This window comes from Polaromonas sp. P1_F8 (assembly GCF_056405635.1).
This window is the reverse complement of record NZ_JBFUBS010000002.1, coordinates 326,861-344,023: the sequence shown is the minus strand read 5'-3', so window position 1 is coordinate 344,023 and position 17,163 is coordinate 326,861. Positions and strand designations below refer to the sequence as shown.

Sequence of the window (17,163 nt, the reverse complement as noted above, 5' to 3'; positions counted from 1 at the left end):
GGAAGCTCCGTGGGGTATCAGGGGCACGCCGTGCGGCGCTGCGAGGGTCAGGACTCGGCGGTGAAGCCTGTTTGCTTGATCAATCGCCGCCATTCCTGGGTGTCCGCGTGGAGCAGTTCGGCCAATGCAGGTGCGGTGGAGGATTCAACTTCCAGCCCGAATTGCCTGCCGTAAGCCACCAGGTCGGCTTGCGCCAATACAGGTTGCAGATAAGCGGCGGCACGGCGCGCGACATCAGGACTGGCTTTGCCGGGAAGGAAGAAGCCGTACCATTCGCGCACCGTCAAGGGGTGGCCGAGTTCACGCAGCGAGGGTATCTCGGGCAGAAAGGGTGAGCGCGTTTTTCCGGAGATCGCCAGTACACGCAGCTTGCCGGTTTTGATGTATGGGAGGTAGTCGCCGATCGGGCCCGCGAATGATGAAATTTGCCCACCCAGCAAATCCTGCACACCCGGTACCGAGCCGCGGTAGGGAATGTGCCGGAGATCCACGCCGGCGACTTTCCCCAGCAGGATACCGATCAAGTGCGGCATGGAGCCGGCACCGGGACTTCCGAAATTCGCCTTGATATCGTTGGCCTTGGCCCAGGCAATGAAATCCTTGAGTGTCTTGACGCTGTCGGGCACGGCCGGCCCCACCGCAAGCCCGTGGTTGATATAGGCTCCTACCGAGACGGGGGATACGTCCTCAACGGTGTATTGCAGCTTGGGATAAGTGAATGGATAGATCGAAAGCATGGACGAAGGCGTAAGCAGCAGCGTGCTGCCGTCGGGGTTGGCTTCCTTGAGTGTGAGAACGCCGATCTGTCCGGCGGCGCCTGGCTTGTTTTCCACCAACACGGTGGCAGCGTAGTTGCCTCTCAGTTTGTCGGCCACTCGCCGGGCCAGCACGTCCAGCGTGCCGCCCGGAGGAAAGCCGGTAATGATTTTGGCCAGGTTCAGTGAGGAGGCCTGGGCGCGGCCAATTTGTGGAAAGGCGGCGGCGCTTATGGCGCCTGCGGCGAGTTGGGTGAAGTCGCGTCGGGTGAACATGATGTGGCTCCTGTGTCGATGCCTAGAAACGGTGGCGAATGCCGACGCCGTACGAGTTGCCTGAAGCATTTCCGGTGAACCTGTCGTTCATCACAATGGCATAAACGTCGGTGCGCTTGGAGAGGTTGTAGTCGTAGCCCACGCTGGTGGTGGTGCGCGTCACGGCCGCTCCGGTGTCAGGTGTTTGCTTGCTGTGGGCCGTTTGAAACAGCACGCTGCCTGCACCGACGGGAATGTTTGCTCCAAGATGCCAGGTTCGGATGCTGTCGTCCACGATGGCAGCATAGTCCCGTTTGGTGTCGAGATAGCCGGCACTGATGCGTCCGAAGGGGAAAGCATAGGCGCCCGACGCATGCCAGGTGCGTTGCTTGGCCAGAACCGCGGCGGCAGGGCCCGACGGCGGGACGGAGGCATTGCCTATCTGTTCCGTGGCCAGGCCAAGAGTCAAGGGGCCGTTGGCATAAAACGCACTGAGGCCCGCGCGGTTGCCGACGCCTGCGACTTCACTGGGGGCCCATTGCGCCATCACAGTGACGCCTCCAAGATTGGGACTGATGTAGCCGATGGCGTTGTTCCAGGTGCTGTCGGTGGTGCCCAGGGCGCCGGTCAAGGAACGGCTTGTCGGCGGTGCGCCGGGCGTCATGAACTGGCTTCCTTGCGCGACTGCCGCAACCCATGTCTGAACAAAAGTCGGACCAAACGTGGAGGAGTCACCGAAAGAGTTGGTTCGTATGAAGTTGAGGAAATTACCCGTGGTTTGCCGCCCCAGGCGCAAAGTGCCGAAGCCGCCGCTCAGGCCGACATAGCTGTTGCGCGCAAATAGCGGGTCACCTGTGGCGCGACCTGATTCCCCGGTATCCACCCGCAGGAACATACCCAGGACGAACTCGGCCTTCAAGCCTCCGCCCAGATCTTCGACGCCTTGAAAAGTAAGTTGTGATGTCGTCAAGCCACCGCTATCGACCCGCGTCGATCGCGGACTTCCGCTGAGTTGGCGACTGCCCGCGTAAGAGTCCAGCACGCCTGTCACCGTGACGTTGCTTTGTGCCCGGGCAATCTGCGTTCCCAGTAGCACGGTCGCCGTGGCGGCGAAAAGAAAAATTGTCTTCATGTTGTCTCGCTCCATTTTTTTAGGGTGTGTTGATCCACCGGTCGTCAAAGCCAGCTTTGGCCGTCCGGAGGAATGTGTGGGAAAGGGAAGGACGCTGCGCTGCGCGGCGCAGGCCGGAAAACTCAGGGGGGACGCTTCAAATCAAGGCGAAACATGGCCAGAGATTCGTGAAGAGTGAAGGCGGCGATTTAATGGATCGGGGTGGCAAGCACGCCACGGATACCGCTGCTAATGAAGCGCACGATCAAAGGCTCCGCTTCGGGTGCGCAGGCCGCGAACTCACCGCGGGACAGGCCTTCGATGCGCCTGTCGTTGACGTGATGCAGCAATGAGCCCAGCGCAAACTGGTAGCAGCATGCCGCTGCGCCTCGCGTGGCACCCGGCATGGCGGCGGTAAACGCGTCAATGAAGGCATGAGCCAGCGGATCAAACATGTCCCGGATCAGGGCCTCGTCCTCCTTGAGCTGCTCGACCATGCCGCGCTGGATGAGTCGCATGAAATTTCGCCCCTCGGGTTGCCGGGCCACCTGCAGCACAGGCAGCACGAATGCCTTGACGACTTCTTCCAGCAATTGCTCGCCCGGCGTGGTTTTCTGCGCCTGAGCCAGGGAGTCGAGCCGCTGCTGGATATACCCCGCCCGCTGGCGAAAGATCTCGTGATAGAGGTCCATCTTTGGACCGTAGTAGTAGCCCACCAGAGCGAACTGCACGCCGGCTTCATCGGCAATCTCGCGAATCGACACGCCATGAAAACCACGCTCTGCGAACAGGCGTTCAGCGGCCAACAAGATGTTGCGCTTGCGATCCGGCGTCAGCACGGCGGCGTCGGCTGAGTCTTCGCTGGAGCTGCGGGTGGGGCGATTGCTTGCACGGGGCTTGGTCATGTTGCTCGATCCAGAGATTTGGTAGGATGAAATATACACCTGTATAAATTACTTATACACTCGTATAAACCCTAGCAATCCCGCGGACGGCATCAGATATCGCGGTGCCCAACGCACGGTGACATTCAATGCCGCCGTGTTGTTGACTCCGTCGACATTCGACCCAGTTATGGAGTGAGCCCTCGGACTGGACCAGAGGGGTCATCAAAACTAAGCCGCGAGCCGAGCGAGTTGCGATTCGATCGTTTTGGGGAGTAACAATGAAGTGCCAGCTTGAAGTACAACTCGACTAACTGTTTGTGAAGGTGTTTACGACTTCAGCTTTACCGGTTGTGAATTTTTAACGCCGCAAAACCGCATGAATCCTAGGTCCGTGTTTACGACTTTAATTGCGCGGAATAGCACTGCGAGGCTTGGTAGACGCTCACTTCAGGCAGCGAAGCCGCCGCGCCCTCGGGGCGATATGCGTACGGCCCCGGAAAAACATTGGGCCGGAAATTTATACGTTCGCTGATGGCTTCCCGGTTCAGAATCACACCCATGACAACTCCCAAGCTGCTGATCGAGTCCGTGGACGGCATCATGACCGTGTCCCTGAACCGCCCCGAAAAACTCAATGCCATTGACAACGAGCTTGCGCGTGCGCTTCTTGCCGCTATTGAGCTGGCCTCGCGCGACGATACCGTCCGGGTGCTCCTTCTGCGCGGCAATGGCCGGGCATTCTGTGCGGGGAGGGACGTTAGTGCGGCCCCAACTGAAGAGGAACTGGTCTTGGTGCAAGCAGTGTCCAAAGCGCTGGTGTCCCTGCCCAAGCCGGTGCTTGCTTCGGTTCATGGCTGGACAGTCGGCGCTGGCTTCGAGTGGATGCTCAATGCGGACATTGTGGTCGCGGGAGAAAGCACCCGCTTCAAGCTGCCGGAGTCCTCCCTCGGGGTTTTTGTGACGGGTGGATTGACCGTCACCTTATCTGCCTATGCAGGCGTGGCGCGCGCCAAGGCGCTGATGCTACTGGGCGAGGAGTTCTCACCCGCGCAGGCGATGGCCTGGGGTCTTGTCTGGAAAGTGGTCCCCGACCAGGAACTCGAATCGGCTTCCCGACAAATTGGCGCCAGGCTGGCGTTGCTTCAGCCGGCGGTGGCAGCCAGCTTCAAACGGGTTCTCAACGACATCGGCCTTCGCCATTTCGACGAGGCCATCGCGCTCGAAAACGATGCGCAGCGCACCTTGGGTGGTCGCGGGGTTCAGAACTAGCAGGCTGCCCAAGGCGTGCGGAAGATCTGATCTCTCAACGCCCAGGGCATGCTGGGGTTAACCGTCGATCCGGTGTCGCCCCGTCCACATGAAAAGCGGGTCAATCCTGCCGTCCGATTTCATCTTCGATGATGCCCAGCCGCATATCGAACTCTGGCATCACCCAGCGCCGTAACGCTTCACCTGGGCCTTGCCAGCGCTCATGGCCCTGCGCGTCAGGCGTGTTGCAGATTCGCACCCAAGCCCAACCGAGCAGCGCCAGCGCCACCGCGCGCAGGTAGTCGCTAGCGACCCAATAGGGCAACTGGGGCGCCGCACCCGCGGCCTTGATCAATGCTGCGGTCGTCACCTCCAGGCGGACGAAACAGCTCAATACAGCCTTCTCGTTCGCGCGCCCGTCGTCCAGGCCCTCCTGCAGGACCTGGAACATCTGCCGCAACGTCTTGCCGCCGTCCGGTATCACCTTGCGGACCAGCAAGTCGATGGCCTGGATCTCGTTGGTGCCCTCATAGATCATGGTCACGCGTGAGTCGCGCACAGTCTGCTCGATTCCCCATTCGCGGATGTAGCCATGGCCACCGAAAACCTGCAGGCATTCGCTGGCGCCGTGGAAAGCCTGATCGGTGAAAGCAGCCTTCAACACGGGTGTGAGCAGGCTGCACCACTGCTGTGCCCTTTCACGACGGGCGGGGTCAGGGTGGTGCCTGGCGATGTCGAGCTCGAGTCCTGTCTGGTAAGCCAGCACGCGCCCTCCGTCGATCCAGGCCCGCTGCGTGTCCAGCAGGCGGCGCATCGCCGGGTGGCCGATGATGAAGTCGGCGGGCTCGGTGCTGGTGCGTGGTCCGGGCACGCGCATCTGCCTGCGCTCACGCGCATAGGCATCGGCCTTTTGCCATGCGGAGTCGAGCAGGCCGATGCCCTGCAGCGCCACGTGCAAACGCGCCGCGTTCATCATCACGAACATTGCGTTCAGGCCCTCGCCCGGCTGGCCTACCAGCCAGGCTGTCGCATCATCGAAGCGCATGGCGCAGGTGGGGTTGCCGTGCAGGCCCATCTTTTCTTCGATGCGATCGCAGTAGACATGGTTGCGGCTGCCGTCCGCCAGCAGCTTGGGGGCGAGCAACAGCGACAGGCCTTTGGGGCCGGCAGGTGCATCCGGCAGGCGCGCGAGGACGAGATGCAGGATGTTGCTGGTGAGATCGTGATCACCACCGGAAATGAAGATCTTGCTGCCGTTAACACGGTAGCTGCCGTCCGGCTTCGGCGTCGCGCGGGTGCGCACCAGTCCGAGATCGCTGCCGGCATGCGCTTCGGTAAGGCACATTGTGGCCAGCCATTCGCCGGAGGCCAGTTTCCCCAGGTAGGCCGCTTTCAGTTCGTCGCTGCCGTGATAGGCCAGGCACTCGTAAGCTCCGTGCAGGAGGCCGGGCGCCATGGTCCAGCCATGGTTGGCGGCACTCAGCCATTCGTACAGCGCGCCTTCCAGCACCCAGGGCAGGCCTTGCCCGCCGTGTTCGGGTGCGCAGGAAAGCGCGGGCCAACCGGCCTGCCAGAAGGCCTTGTAGGCCGATGCGAATCCCGGAGGCGTTGTGACCACGCCCGCATCGAAGCGGCAGCCGGGGTTGTCACCCGCCGCATTCAGCGGCGCCACAACCTCGGCGACGAACTTTGCCGCTTCCTCCAGAACCTGCCGCTGCAGGTCGTTGTCGGCATCGGCGAAGCACTCGATCGGTCGCAATTGGCCACCCGCGTCCAGCACGTCGAAAAGAATGAATTGCGTATCTTGCACAGCGGGTTGATAGGTCATACGCCCTTTCTACTGGTTGCTACGGAGCTGCAATAATAGTTATTTATAATAACCAAATTGGCAGACGAATGGCAACAGGCGCAGCCGATCCTTTCGGCTCGCGCCGCCGTGCTGGCTGCTCCTCGTTCGGGTGGAAGGCAGAGGTGGGCGCGGGAGTTGCTCCACTACCCATCGCTCGTGGCGCTCGAGTTTCATCACAACCTGTATAGAGCGGCAAATGCTGCCCCGCATTGGCGCCTGGCTTGCACCAGTGCCGGCCTCTGGCACCTGCCTTAGCGACGCTCTTTCAGCGCCGTGTGCAGGTAGTCGTAGAACATCTTTGCCGGTGCGCGCAGCGTCGTGCCACGCAAGGTGGTGAGGCCCAGTACACGCGACACCGCCGGCGCGACGAGCGCAACGCCGATGATCGACGGATGCCGTTTCGGCAAGGCCAGGCGCGGTACCGCCGCAAGCCCGAGCCCCGCTTCGACCATGCCGAGCAGCGTCGCGATGTGGCTCACTTCGAGACGGTATGAAGGGTTGATGCCCGCCTTGGCCAGCGCGTCGTCCAGCAGTTGCCGATTCCCGCTGGTACGCGATACCGCGATCAGGCGCTCGGTTTCCAGGTTCTTCCAGGACAGCGTCTTGCGGCCGGCGAGTGCGTGGCGGCGCGGCATGGCCACCACGAAGGGGTCGGTGTGGATCGGCTCGAAGTCCACCCCGGGCACCTGGTTGCCCATGAAGCTGATGCCGAAGTCCGACTCGCCCGACACCACGCTGGCCATCACCGCGCCGGCGGCTTCGTCAATCACACGGACGCGGATCAGCGGGTAGCGTTCGGAGAAAGAGCTCACGACCGTGGGCAGGAAATGGATGGCCGCGGAAGGCACGCAAGCCACCGTGACCCGGCCGGTCCGGCTACCGGCGATGTCGGTGATGCCGAGCATGGCGGACTCGAGGTCGTCCAGCGCGGCGCGTGCGCGATCAAGAAAAACGTGCCCGAGGGCCGTCAGTTCGACCTCTCGTGTGGTGCGGTTGAAAAGCCGCGCACCCAGGATGGTCTCGAGCTTGTCGATGCGCCGGCTTAAAGCGGGTGGCGAAAGGTGGATGTGGTCGGCTGCTGCGCGAAAGCTCCCGCGTTCGGCCACCGCCACGAAGGCTTCGAGTTGCTGTAAATCGAAATTGATGCGTGCCATGCACCAATACTAACAAAAGTTGCACTTCACGGATTCCACGCATTCGCCGAAGATCCGGCAACCAGAACATCCACAGGAGACAAACCATGCTGCCGAAACACCACGTCCGGACTTTGCTGATGCTGAGCTTGCTGCCGCTGGCAGCCGGCTTCTCCATGGCGGCGACCAGTCCGGCGACGCCAAAAAATTGGCCCGAAAAAGCGATCACCATCGTAGTGCCGACCTCCGCCGGCGGCGCCAATGACGCGATGGCGCGCGTCCTGGCCCAAGGACTCAGCGCACGGCTTGGCAAACCGGTCATCGTGGACAACCGGGCCGGGGCGAACGGCGCGATTGCCAGCGAGTTCGTGGCCCGCGCCGCGCCGGACGGCTACACCCTGATGTTCGGCTACATCGCTACCCACGGCATCAACCCGGCCTTGCAAAAGCTGCGCTACGACCCGGTCGCCGATTTTGAACCCATCGGCATGGTGGCGGCATCTCCGACGGTGCTGGTCGTCAGCCCGGAAGTGCCGGCCAGGACCGCCAAAGAACTGGTGCAGCTCATCAAGGCCAAGCCCGACAGCTTCAGCTTCGCGACGGCGGGGAACGGCACCGCACCGCATATCGCAGGCGAGCTGTTCAAGCTGTCCGCAGGGGTGGACGTGATCGGAATTCCCCACAAAGGCTCAGCGCCCGCCGTGATGAGCACTATCTCCGGCATCACGCAATACATGTTTCCCAGCTTGTTTACCGCGTACCCGCAAATCAAGGGCGGCAAGCTCAAGGCGCTCGGCATCGCCGGTGACAAGCGATCTCCCGTCTTGCCCGACGTTCCGACGCTGGCCGAGCAGGGAATTCCCAACGTCAGCATGTCGCAGTGGTACGCCATGTTCGCCCCCGCTAAAACCCCCAAGGTGGTGGTTGACCGGCTGAACCAGGAGATCAATCGCGTACTGGCCGAAAAAACCGTACAGAAATTCATTGAAGACCAGGGGGCCGAGGTTGAAACCAGCACGCCTGCGCAACTCAAAACCCTGGTGCAAAAGGAAGTCACGCGCTGGAAGGGCGTTGTGGCGACCGCAAAAATCAAGCTCGACTGAGTCGCGCAAGTTTTACTGAAAGGAGGGTACGCGCATGAACTTGCAAGACTGGACAGGCCGCAGCGAAACAGTGGAAGACACCGCCACTGCCACGCCGTACGCAGCGCTGTCGGCCACGCTCGACCGCGCCGACACCTCGCGCCCCGCGCCCGGCACGCCGTTGCCCTACCTCTGGCACTGGCTGTATTTCCTGCCGATCCACGCGCAATCGGAGATCGGCCCGGACGGCCATGCGCGGCGAGGCGGATTCCTGCCGCCCGTTCCGCTTCCGCGCCGCATGTGGGCCGGCAGCGATTTTGAGTTCCACGAGCCGCTGTGTGTCGGCGACGCGCTCGCGCGCACCTCAACCATCGTTGATGTGACGGAAAAGAGCGGCCGCACCGGCAGCCTGGTTTTCGTGAAGGTGCGCCATGAACTTCGCCGCAACGGTTCTGCGGGCGTAGCGTTGACCGAGCACCACAACATCGTCTACCGTGCGGCGCCGACGCCGGCCGACGTGGCTCCGCCGCCGCAGGCAGCGCCCGCGGAATTCGCGTGGGTGCGCCGCATCGTCGCCGACGACGTGCTGCTGTTCCGCTACTCGGCCCTCACGTTCAACGGGCACCGCATTCACTACGACCGAAAGTACGTCACCGAGGTCGAGGGCTACCCGGGCCTCATCGTGCACGGCCCCTTGATCGCCACGCTGCTCATGGACTTGTTGCGCCGGCACATGCCCGACGCCACGGTGCGCAAATTTGAGTTCAAGGCGGTCCGGCCCACGTTCGACGTCAACCCGTTCTCGATCCACGGGCAGCCTTCGGCCGACGGCAAGAGCGTGCGGCTGTGGGGGCGTGACCATGAAGGCTGGCTCACGATGGACGCCACCGCCACGCTGGGTTGAGGAGACGCCATGCAACCACTCAAGGGAATCACCGTCGTCACGCTCGAACACGCCATCGCGGCGCCTTTCGCCACACGGCAGCTGGCCGACATGGGCGCGCGGGTCATCAAGGTTGAGCGCCCCGGTGTGGGCGATTTCGCGCGGGCCTACGACAGTCGCGTGCGGGGCCTTGCATCGCATTTCGTCTGGACCAACCGCTCCAAGGAAAGCCTGACGCTGGACGTCAAGCACGAGGAGGCGCAGAAAATCCTCATGCGCCTGATCATTGAAGAGGCCGACGTCGTGGTGCAAAACCTCGCGCCGGGCGCTGCAGCACGGCTCGGCCTGTCGTACGAAGCGTTGGCCAAGCGCAAGCCCGGCATCATCGTGTGCGACATCTCGGGGTACGGCGATGACGGTCCTTACCGCGACAAAAAAGCCTATGACCTGCTGATCCAGAGCGAGGCTGGCTTCGTCTCGGTAACCGGTACGCCCGACACACCGTCCAAGGCCGGTCCATCCATCGCCGACATCGCTGCCGGCATGTATGCGTACACCAACATCCTGGGCGCGCTCATGCACCGTCGGCAGACCGGTGAGGGTCAGCGCATCGACATCTCGATGCTCGAGTCGCTGTCGGAGTGGATGAGCTACCCGCTCTATTACGCCTTTGAAGGCGCGGCGCCGCCCCCGCGAACGGGTGCTAGCCACGCGACCATTTACCCCTATGGCCCGTTTCTGGCCGGTGACGGCAAGACCGTGATGATGGGCTTGCAGAACGAACGCGAGTGGAAGGTGTTTTGCGAAAAAGTGCTGCTGCGGCCCGCGCTTGCCAGTGACCCGCGTTTCGCCGGCAATGCACAGCGCAGCGCCGCCCGGAGCGAACTCTCGTCAATCATCGTTGAAGCCTTCAGCACCCTGACCGCCGCGCAAGTTGTCGAGCGGCTGGAAACCGCCGGTATCGCTAACGCGCAAGTCAACACCATGAGCGAGCTGTGGAAACATCCGCAACTCCAAGCGCGCGCGCGCTGGCGTGAAATCGATACCCCGGCCGGCGCCGTGCCCGCCATGCTGCCGCCCGGTTCCTGGCAACATGGCGCCCCGCGCATGGACGCCGTGCCCGCGCTGGGCCAACACACCGACGCGATCCTGAGCCACTTCGGCTACGGCACCGAACAGATTGCCCAGTTGCGCAAGGAAGGCGCGGTATGAGCATGTCACCCGTCGTGCCGCTGAGCTACCTGTTCGTGCCGGGAAACGTGCCGGAGCGATTCGCGAAGGCGCTGGCTTCGGGTGCGGACCGCGTCATCATCGACCTGGAAGACGCAGTCTCGCCCTCCGACAAGGCTGCCGCGCGCGAAGCCATCGCAGCGTGGATACCCTCCGCCAACGAGGAGATTCGCGGCAAGCTGCTGATCCGTATCAACGACGCGAGCACGGGCTGGTACGCAGACGATCTGCAGCTACTGCGGCAGGTCCGGGCAGTCTGCGTCATGCTTCCCAAATGCGAAAGCAGACGGCAGGTGGCTGACGTTCTTGGTTCGCTCGATGCAGGTACCACCGTGTTGCCGCTGGTCGAAACAGCGCGTGGCCTGCTGGCCGCCTTCGACCTTGCCACCGCACCGGGCATTGCGCGTCTGGCCTTCGGCTCGCTCGACTACATGGCCGACCTTGATCTTCCCGCCGACAGCCCGGCCCTGCAGCACGCCGCGATTCAGCTGGCTATTGCTTCACGCGCCGCGGGCCTGCCCTCGCCCGTGGCCGGGGTCACGCCAGACATCGACGCGGACCGCGTTGCCGCCGACATGGTGCAGGCACGCAGCCTCGGCTTCGGCGCCAAGATGTGCATACACCCCGTGCAGGTTGCCGCAGTGCATCGAGCGCTGCGGCCTGACGCCGAAGTGCTGGCTTGGGCACAACGCATCCTGAGCGCCTCGCGCGCAGCCGGCGGCGGCGCCATCCAGCTCGACGGGAAGATGGTCGATCGCCCGGTTGTCCTCAAAGCCGAGCGTATCGTGGCCCTGGCTGCACGCACCCCCTGATTTTCACAAGATAAATAACCCAACATAACCCAACGGAGAACCTATGTCCGCAACCATCATCGACTCAAAAATTTTCGGCGACATGTTCAGCGATGCCGCCATGCGGCATGTCTGGTCGGACGAGAATCGCACTGCCAAATACCTGGACATCGAGCGCGCGCTCGCCAAGGTCCAGGGTGCCCTCGGCATCATTCCCAAAGAGGCGGCTGAAGAGATCGTGAAGAACTGCGAGCCCAGCCAGATCGACTGGGTCAAGCTCAAGGCCAAGACCGAGCAGATCGGCTACCCGATCATCGCCGTGGTCAACCAGATCAACGCGCATTGCAAGGATGGCCTGGGCGAATACTGCCACTGGGGCGCCACCACGCAGGACATCACCGACACGGCCGCCGTGCTGCAGATACGCGAGGGCCTCGCGCTGGTCGAGGCTGACCTCGCGGACATCTCGGCCTCGCTCGCCAAGCTCGCGCGCGACCACCGCGATACGCCGATCATCGGCCGCAGCAACTTGCAGCAGGCGACGCCCATCACCTTCGGCTACAAGATGGCCAGTATCCTCGCGGGCATCGAGCGCCACCGCGAGCGCCTCACGCAGCTCAAGCCGCGGGTGCTGGTCGGCGAGTTCGGCGGCGCGTCGGGCACCCTGTCCTCGCTTGAAAAAGGTGCGATGGAAACCCAGGCTGGCCTCATGAAGGAACTCGGCCTCGGGCAGCCATTGATTTCGTGGCACACCGTGCGCGACAACTTCGCCGAAGTTGGCGCCTTCCTCGGCATCGTCGGTGGATCTCTCGGAAAGATCGCGATGGACGTGAAGCTGCTTATGCAGACCGAAGTCGCGGAAGTGTTCGAGCCTTTCGCGCCCGGGCGCGGCTCCTCGTCAACCATGCCGCAAAAGCGCAACCCGATCTCCTGCCTCTATATCCACGCCAACATCTCCGTGGTACGCCAGCTGGCCGCATCGCTGATGGATGCCATGGTGGCTGACCACGAGCGCTCCACAGGCCCCTGGGAAATCGAATGGGTGGCGATGCCCGAGATTTTCTGTCTGATCTCGGGCGCACTCAAGCAGACGAAGTTCATCCTCGCGGGTCTGGAAGTCGATGCCGCGCAGATGCGCCGCAACATCGACATGACCCACGGCCTCGTGATGTCGGAGGCCGTGATGATGGGTCTGGGCCCCTACATCGGGCGTGAATACGCGCACGACCTGGTCTACGACATCTGCCGTGACGCCCTCCAGCAAAAGCGCCCACTGATCGATTTGCTGGCGGAGCATCCCGAAATCAAGAAGCACGTGACACGGGAGCAGCTGGCCTCGTTCTGCGATCCGATGAATAACCTGGGCCAGGCAGGCGTGATGGTCGACCGCGTGCTCGCGTCGGTCAAGGCGCCGGACTCGCAGCCCACAAGAGTGTCGTAAGAAGAGGGCGACTCAAGCTTCGTACCAAAGTTTTGTGTATGCGGTTGAAGGGTGCCGTCTCAACGTCTTAACGGAAGCTCCAGCGTCACGCAGGTTCCATGTGTGCCACTGGAAATGCGGACCTGGCCCGCCAGTTTTTGGGCGCGCATTCGCATCGCGGCCAGGCCGCGTTGGGTCTTGCCGGGTGCGGGAACGGCGTGCGTGTCGAAGCCGCAGCCGTCATCTGTGACGGACAGTTCCAGTGTGCTGGCGGTATCGCGCGCGCGAACTGTGATGGTTCTGGCCGCGCCATGGCGCACTGCATTGTTGATGGCCTCCTGGAGCGTGCGCAGGATGGAAAGGCCTGTCTCGGGTGTCAGGTAGTCCATCTCCGGCAACGGCCCCACTTGCCACTGCAAACCAACCCCGATGGCGTTGAGCCGCGGCTCCAGCCGATAACGCAAGTTGGCCAGCAGGGGCAGCAGGTCGCTTTCCTCAAGGTCCAGCGAATCGATGATGAGCCGCATGTCTTCCAGGGAGTCTTCGATCACGCGCGCGACTTCCTCTCGCGGCACTTCGTCGCGGCGGGTCATCCGCAGCGCGGTGATCAGCTGGCTGCCCATGCCGTCGTGCAGGTCGTGCAGCAGCCGGGTACGCTCGGCGGCGATCACGGCCTGGCGCTCCTCGGCCTTGCGGCGGTCGAATTCCGCGCGCATTTCTTCCAGGGCCTGCCCGTGCGCTGTGCTTACGCCGGCGACCGCAAGGTTGATCTCCTCTTCGGCGCTGGCCCTGTGCAGCGCCAGGCCCTCGAGCGTGCGCGCGACCAGGGTGGCCAGCACCAGTAGTGCGGCCACCGGGGCCATGAAGAAGCTGTCGAAGGCGTTCAGGTCGGCGGGAATGGCCAGGTCCTGCAGCACCGCGGCCCACCAGAGGACCAGCGTCACGGCCAGGAACAGCTCGTTGCGCCGGCGTGTGCGCCAAGCCCTGTGAACCTGGGCCAGCACCACGGCGATGGTCAGGGCGAAATACGGCCAGTGCAGCACGGCCGCGACGTTGGGCCGCATGTCGCCCTTCAGGTAGGCGGCGACGCCCGCTGCGAAAGACAGCGCGATGACCCCGTAGAGCACTTTGAGGTAGCGCTTCCAGGGCGGGCTGGTCCAGTGGCTGTACTCCAGCAGCAGCATGATCATGAGCGTGTTGGACACCAGGGTGCTGGCCAGCGCGAACAGCAGGGATTCGGGGCCGGGCGGCCCGGCTTCAGGCGCGAGCATCACCAGTGCCCGCGGCATCCAGCTCAGGCACAGCAGCACGAACAGCAGGTGGATGTAGCGGCGCGTCTTGAACCACAGCGGGATGGCGCCGAACAGGCAGATCGGCACCGCGAACATCAGCATCGTGGGGGCGATGCTTTGCAGGAAACGGCGCACCTGGAAGGCCGGCCCTACGGCCGCAGTGGTTCCCAGGCTCATGCGCGAAAGTCCGCCGCGGGTGTCGGCGCTGCCGCTGACGCGTACCTGCAGCAGGTTGCCTGAGGGTTTGAGTACGTGGCCTCCGAGGGGCACCCACAGCGCGCGGTTGCGGGTAAATCCGTTGCCCGTGCCAAGGTCCAGCCGTTCGCCGTTGAGCCAGAACTCGCCCAGGTCAGCCACACGCGGCACGACGAGCACAAGTTCATGCTCCGGGCCGGTAGCGCCGGCGGCCTTCAGAGGGGCGTCGAGCGCGATCGAATACCAGGCGACGCCGTCAAAACCAGGGCGGCTGCGGCGCCAGTTGTCGGGCAGCGTGACGGGCGAAGCCTTGCTGAAATCGACTTCGGCGGGGCGCCCTGCGTCTACAGTTACGACCACCGCCCGTTCCAGGGTGGCCGCCGTGGCGCTCCAGGACGGCGGCGCCAGCATCAGCGTGGCGCAGGCGCATAGCGCGGCCCATACGCCCTGCAATCGCATTCAGATGAGTCCCCGGGCGCGCGCCTGGTTCACGGCTTCGACGCGCGAGTGCACGGCCAGCTTGCCGTAAATGCTCTTGATATGGGCGGCCACGGTAGACGGCGCGACGTCGAGGTGCCGCGCTGTTTCGGGAACCGAAAGGCCTTGCGAGACGGCCGTCAGCACATCTTTTTCGCGAGGCGTCAGCGGCTCCATCAGCCAGCGCTGTGCCTCTGTCCGCGGTGCGGCGAAGCTGCGCAGGAGATAGCGCGCCACCTGCGGCGAAAGCGGGGCTGCGCCCTCGCTCACGGCGCGGATCGCACGGCCGAATTCCGCGGTCGGTGTGTCTTTGAGCAGGTAGCCGTGGGCACCCGCCTGCAGGGCGCGCACCACGTGGGCCTCGTCACCGAAGATGGTCACCACCAGGATGCTGGTGTGGCGCGAGCGGCGGGCCAGGTCCGCGATCAGTTCGGTGCCGTCGCCGTCGGGCAGGCCCAAATCAATCAGTGCAACGTCCGGCTGGGCAAATGAAAAGCTGCGCCGTGCCTCAGCGCAGGAACCCACCGCCTCCAGCAGCCTGAGGCCAACATCTTCACGCACCATGCGCGCGAATTCCTCGCGGATTGGTGTGTCGTCTTCCACCAGGGTCACGGTCAGGATGGACATGGATGCGCTTGATTCCTTCAATTGTTGTTGGGGCTGACGCCGCCGTGAATCTTAGTGGGTGTGCCTATTTGACCGCAAAAAAATTCGGTCCGTCTCCCCGAATCAGGGGAGGCGATTGCCTTCCCGGCCCGACACCATACGCGGCATGCAAACCACTACCCGATCCACGACAGGCGCTTCGCTGCCGCTGCGTCAGGGCTTTTACGCCTCTTCATGGCCCGTGCGCCGCGCCGCGGCGCTGTTGTGCGGAGCCGTGTGCCTGACCGGGCTGGAGCCGGCAGCGGCGGCCAGCCCTCCCGATGCCGGCAATGTGTTGCAGCAACTCAGGCCTGCGGCTCCCGTGCCTCGCGAAGATGCACCGGCTGCTCTGCCTGCAGCACCGGCCGTGGCATCCCCGATGCCACAGGCATCACCGGGGGATGCTGCACTCCAGGTGCGGGTGGCGCAGATAAAAATTTCGGGTGCCACCGCTTTTTCTGAAGCAGACCTGCTCACGGTGGTGCAGGACGCCATCGGCCGTGAGCTTGACTTCGCCGGGCTCGAGGAACTGGCGGTGCGCCTGAGCCGCTTCTATCGCCAGCACGGCTATACGGTGGCGCGCGCCTACCTGCCCCAGCAGGACATCCAGGATGGTGTGGTGAAAATCGCCATTGTGGAGGGCCGTTACAGCGCCATCACCGTGAAGCCGCAGGGCGAATTGCCCGCGCCGCTGCCGCTGGCCGCACTGGTGCCGGGTGAGCTGGTAAGCGACGCAGCGCTGGAGCGTTCGCTGCTGCTGGCAGCCGACGTGCCCGGCATCGCGGTGCGCTCGACCCTGCAGCCCGGCGCGTCGGTGGGCACCAGCGAACTGGTGGTGGACGTTGAGCGGGGGCCGGCTGTCACTGGCTTGCTGGAGGCCGACAATTTCGGCAGCCGCGCCACCGGCCGCGAACGGGTAGGCGCCAGCCTGTACTTCAACAACCCGGCCGGCCTGGGCGACCTGGTGTCCCTGCGCGCATTGACCGCCGGGAGCGATATGAACTACGCACGCCTGGGGTGGCAGTTACCGGTGGGCGGTAACGGCACGCGTGCGGGCGCTGCCGTCTCGGTGATGAGGTACCGCCTGGGCGGGGAGTTTGCAAACCTGGAGGCGCATGGCGACGCCTCCATAGCCACCCTGTTCGCCGCGCACCCGGTGCTGCGCTCACGCCTGCACAACCTGAACGCGCAAGTCAGTGCCGAGCACAAGCGCCTGCGTGACCGCATCGACCTCGTCGGCTCGGCCGATGACAAGCATCTGAACCTGCTCAATCTGGGCCTTTCCGGTGACGCACGCGACGGCTGGGGTGGCGGTGGCGTCTGGGGGTTTTCGGCCACTTATACGCGCGGCCAGCTGGCCATTAACAGTGCCGACGCATTGGCCATCGACGAGGCTACCGTGCGCAGCGCCGGCAGCTTCGGCAAGCTGGGCCTGCTGGCCATGCGTCAGCAAAGCGTCGGCAAGGCCAACTTGCTGGTCTCCTATACCGGCCAGTGGCCCAGCAAGAACCTGGACTCGTCCGAAAAGCTGCCGCTTGGCGGCGCTGGCGCCGTGCGCGCCTACCCGCAGGGCGAAGCGCCGTCAGACCGCGCCAGCCTGCTGACGCTGGAACTGCAATACCCGCTGGGCGCCGGCTGGCAGCTGGTCGGCTTTTACGACGCGGCCGTTGGCTACGGCAATGAGCAGCCGTTGTCCGGCGTTGGCGCGTCAAACCGGCGAAGCCTGTCGGGTGCCGGTCTGGGCCTGAACTGGGCGCATGCCGACGGCTGGAGCGCACGCTTCTTTTACGCACGCAAGCTGCACGGCGGTCCGGCCACCGCCGAGCCGGATCGCAGCAGCCGGCTGTGGCTGCAGGTGTCCAGGAGTTTTTGAGTGGCCAACGCACCGCCTATTTCGCGCTACATATTTG

The 17,163-nt window shown here is 63.8% G+C and carries 14 protein-coding genes; 7 read left to right on the top strand and 7 right to left on the bottom strand.

What is annotated here, in order from left to right:
• Positions 1-47: 47 nt before the first annotated feature.
• The 3 genes from AC1D1J_RS10520 to AC1D1J_RS10510 all read right to left on the bottom strand — a co-directional run bounded on the left by AC1D1J_RS10520 (position 48) and on the right by AC1D1J_RS10510 (position 3,026).
• Positions 48-1,031: a tripartite tricarboxylate transporter substrate-binding protein gene (locus AC1D1J_RS10520; RefSeq protein WP_477694643.1), complete on the bottom strand. Its 984-nt coding sequence runs from the start codon at positions 1,029-1,031 to the stop codon at positions 48-50.
• A 22-nt stretch (positions 1,032-1,053) separates the two neighbouring features.
• Positions 1,054-2,142, bottom strand: coding sequence for a porin (locus AC1D1J_RS10515; RefSeq protein ID WP_477686201.1), 1,089 nt, complete (start codon positions 2,140-2,142; stop codon positions 1,054-1,056).
• A gap of 188 nt (positions 2,143-2,330) precedes the next feature.
• Positions 2,331-3,026, bottom strand: a complete 696-nt coding sequence (locus AC1D1J_RS10510; protein ID WP_477686200.1) for a TetR/AcrR family transcriptional regulator — start codon at positions 3,024-3,026, stop codon at positions 2,331-2,333.
• Between the two features lie 540 nt (positions 3,027-3,566).
• Between AC1D1J_RS10510 and AC1D1J_RS10505 the strand changes: the two genes are divergently transcribed.
• The gene (locus tag AC1D1J_RS10505; protein WP_477694642.1) at positions 3,567-4,277 is read left to right on the top strand and encodes an enoyl-CoA hydratase/isomerase family protein; all 711 of its coding nucleotides are present in this window, start codon (positions 3,567-3,569) and stop codon (positions 4,275-4,277) included.
• Between the two features lie 100 nt (positions 4,278-4,377).
• Here the strand turns inward: AC1D1J_RS10505 and AC1D1J_RS10500 are convergent, their stop codons facing one another.
• Both AC1D1J_RS10500 and AC1D1J_RS10495 read right to left on the bottom strand, forming a co-directional pair.
• On the bottom strand, positions 4,378-6,084 hold the full coding sequence (locus AC1D1J_RS10500; protein ID WP_477694641.1) for an acyl-CoA dehydrogenase family protein: 1,707 nt from the start codon (positions 6,082-6,084) through the stop codon (positions 4,378-4,380).
• Positions 6,085-6,356: 272 nt separating this feature from the next.
• Positions 6,357-7,259 carry a LysR substrate-binding domain-containing protein gene (locus tag AC1D1J_RS10495; RefSeq protein ID WP_477670003.1) on the bottom strand — a complete coding sequence of 301 codons (903 nt, stop codon included), beginning with the start codon at positions 7,257-7,259 and terminating at the stop codon, positions 6,357-6,359.
• 86 nt (positions 7,260-7,345) lie between these two features.
• Here AC1D1J_RS10495 and AC1D1J_RS10490 point away from each other — a divergent pair, with 86 nt between their 5' ends.
• The 5 genes from AC1D1J_RS10490 to AC1D1J_RS10470 are packed head-to-tail and all read left to right on the top strand — an operon-like array spanning position 7,346 to position 12,665.
• Positions 7,346-8,341 (top strand): Bug family tripartite tricarboxylate transporter substrate binding protein, encoded by a 996-nt coding sequence (locus AC1D1J_RS10490; RefSeq protein ID WP_477694640.1) that lies wholly within the window; start codon positions 7,346-7,348, stop codon positions 8,339-8,341.
• A 34-nt stretch (positions 8,342-8,375) separates the two neighbouring features.
• On the top strand, positions 8,376-9,224 hold the full coding sequence (locus tag AC1D1J_RS10485; RefSeq protein ID WP_477686196.1) for an HTD2 family dehydratase: 849 nt from the start codon (positions 8,376-8,378) through the stop codon (positions 9,222-9,224).
• Positions 9,225-9,233: 9 nt separating this feature from the next.
• On the top strand, positions 9,234-10,415 hold the full coding sequence (locus AC1D1J_RS10480) for a CaiB/BaiF CoA transferase family protein (RefSeq protein ID WP_477686195.1): 1,182 nt from the start codon (positions 9,234-9,236) through the stop codon (positions 10,413-10,415).
• Complete coding sequence (locus AC1D1J_RS10475; RefSeq protein ID WP_477694639.1) at positions 10,412-11,245, top strand: HpcH/HpaI aldolase/citrate lyase family protein; 834 nt, start codon at positions 10,412-10,414, stop codon at positions 11,243-11,245. The genes AC1D1J_RS10480 and AC1D1J_RS10475 overlap by 4 nt, the downstream gene beginning before the upstream one ends.
• 43 nt (positions 11,246-11,288) lie before the next feature.
• Positions 11,289-12,665 (top strand): class-II fumarase/aspartase family protein, encoded by a 1,377-nt coding sequence (locus AC1D1J_RS10470; protein ID WP_477647609.1) that lies wholly within the window; start codon positions 11,289-11,291, stop codon positions 12,663-12,665.
• Positions 12,666-12,724: 59 nt separating this feature from the next.
• Here AC1D1J_RS10470 and AC1D1J_RS10465 read toward each other — a convergent pair whose 3' ends face one another.
• Both AC1D1J_RS10465 and AC1D1J_RS10460 read right to left on the bottom strand, forming a co-directional pair.
• On the bottom strand, positions 12,725-14,590 hold the full coding sequence (locus AC1D1J_RS10465) for a sensor histidine kinase (RefSeq protein ID WP_477694638.1): 1,866 nt from the start codon (positions 14,588-14,590) through the stop codon (positions 12,725-12,727).
• On the bottom strand, positions 14,591-15,235 hold the full coding sequence (locus AC1D1J_RS10460; RefSeq protein WP_477669996.1) for a response regulator: 645 nt from the start codon (positions 15,233-15,235) through the stop codon (positions 14,591-14,593).
• Positions 15,236-15,380: 145 nt separating this feature from the next.
• On the opposite strand from AC1D1J_RS10460, the gene AC1D1J_RS10455 reads away from it, so the two are divergent.
• Positions 15,381-17,126 (top strand): ShlB/FhaC/HecB family hemolysin secretion/activation protein, encoded by a 1,746-nt coding sequence (locus AC1D1J_RS10455; RefSeq protein WP_477694637.1) that lies wholly within the window; start codon positions 15,381-15,383, stop codon positions 17,124-17,126.
• Positions 17,127-17,163: the final 37 nt, after the last annotated feature.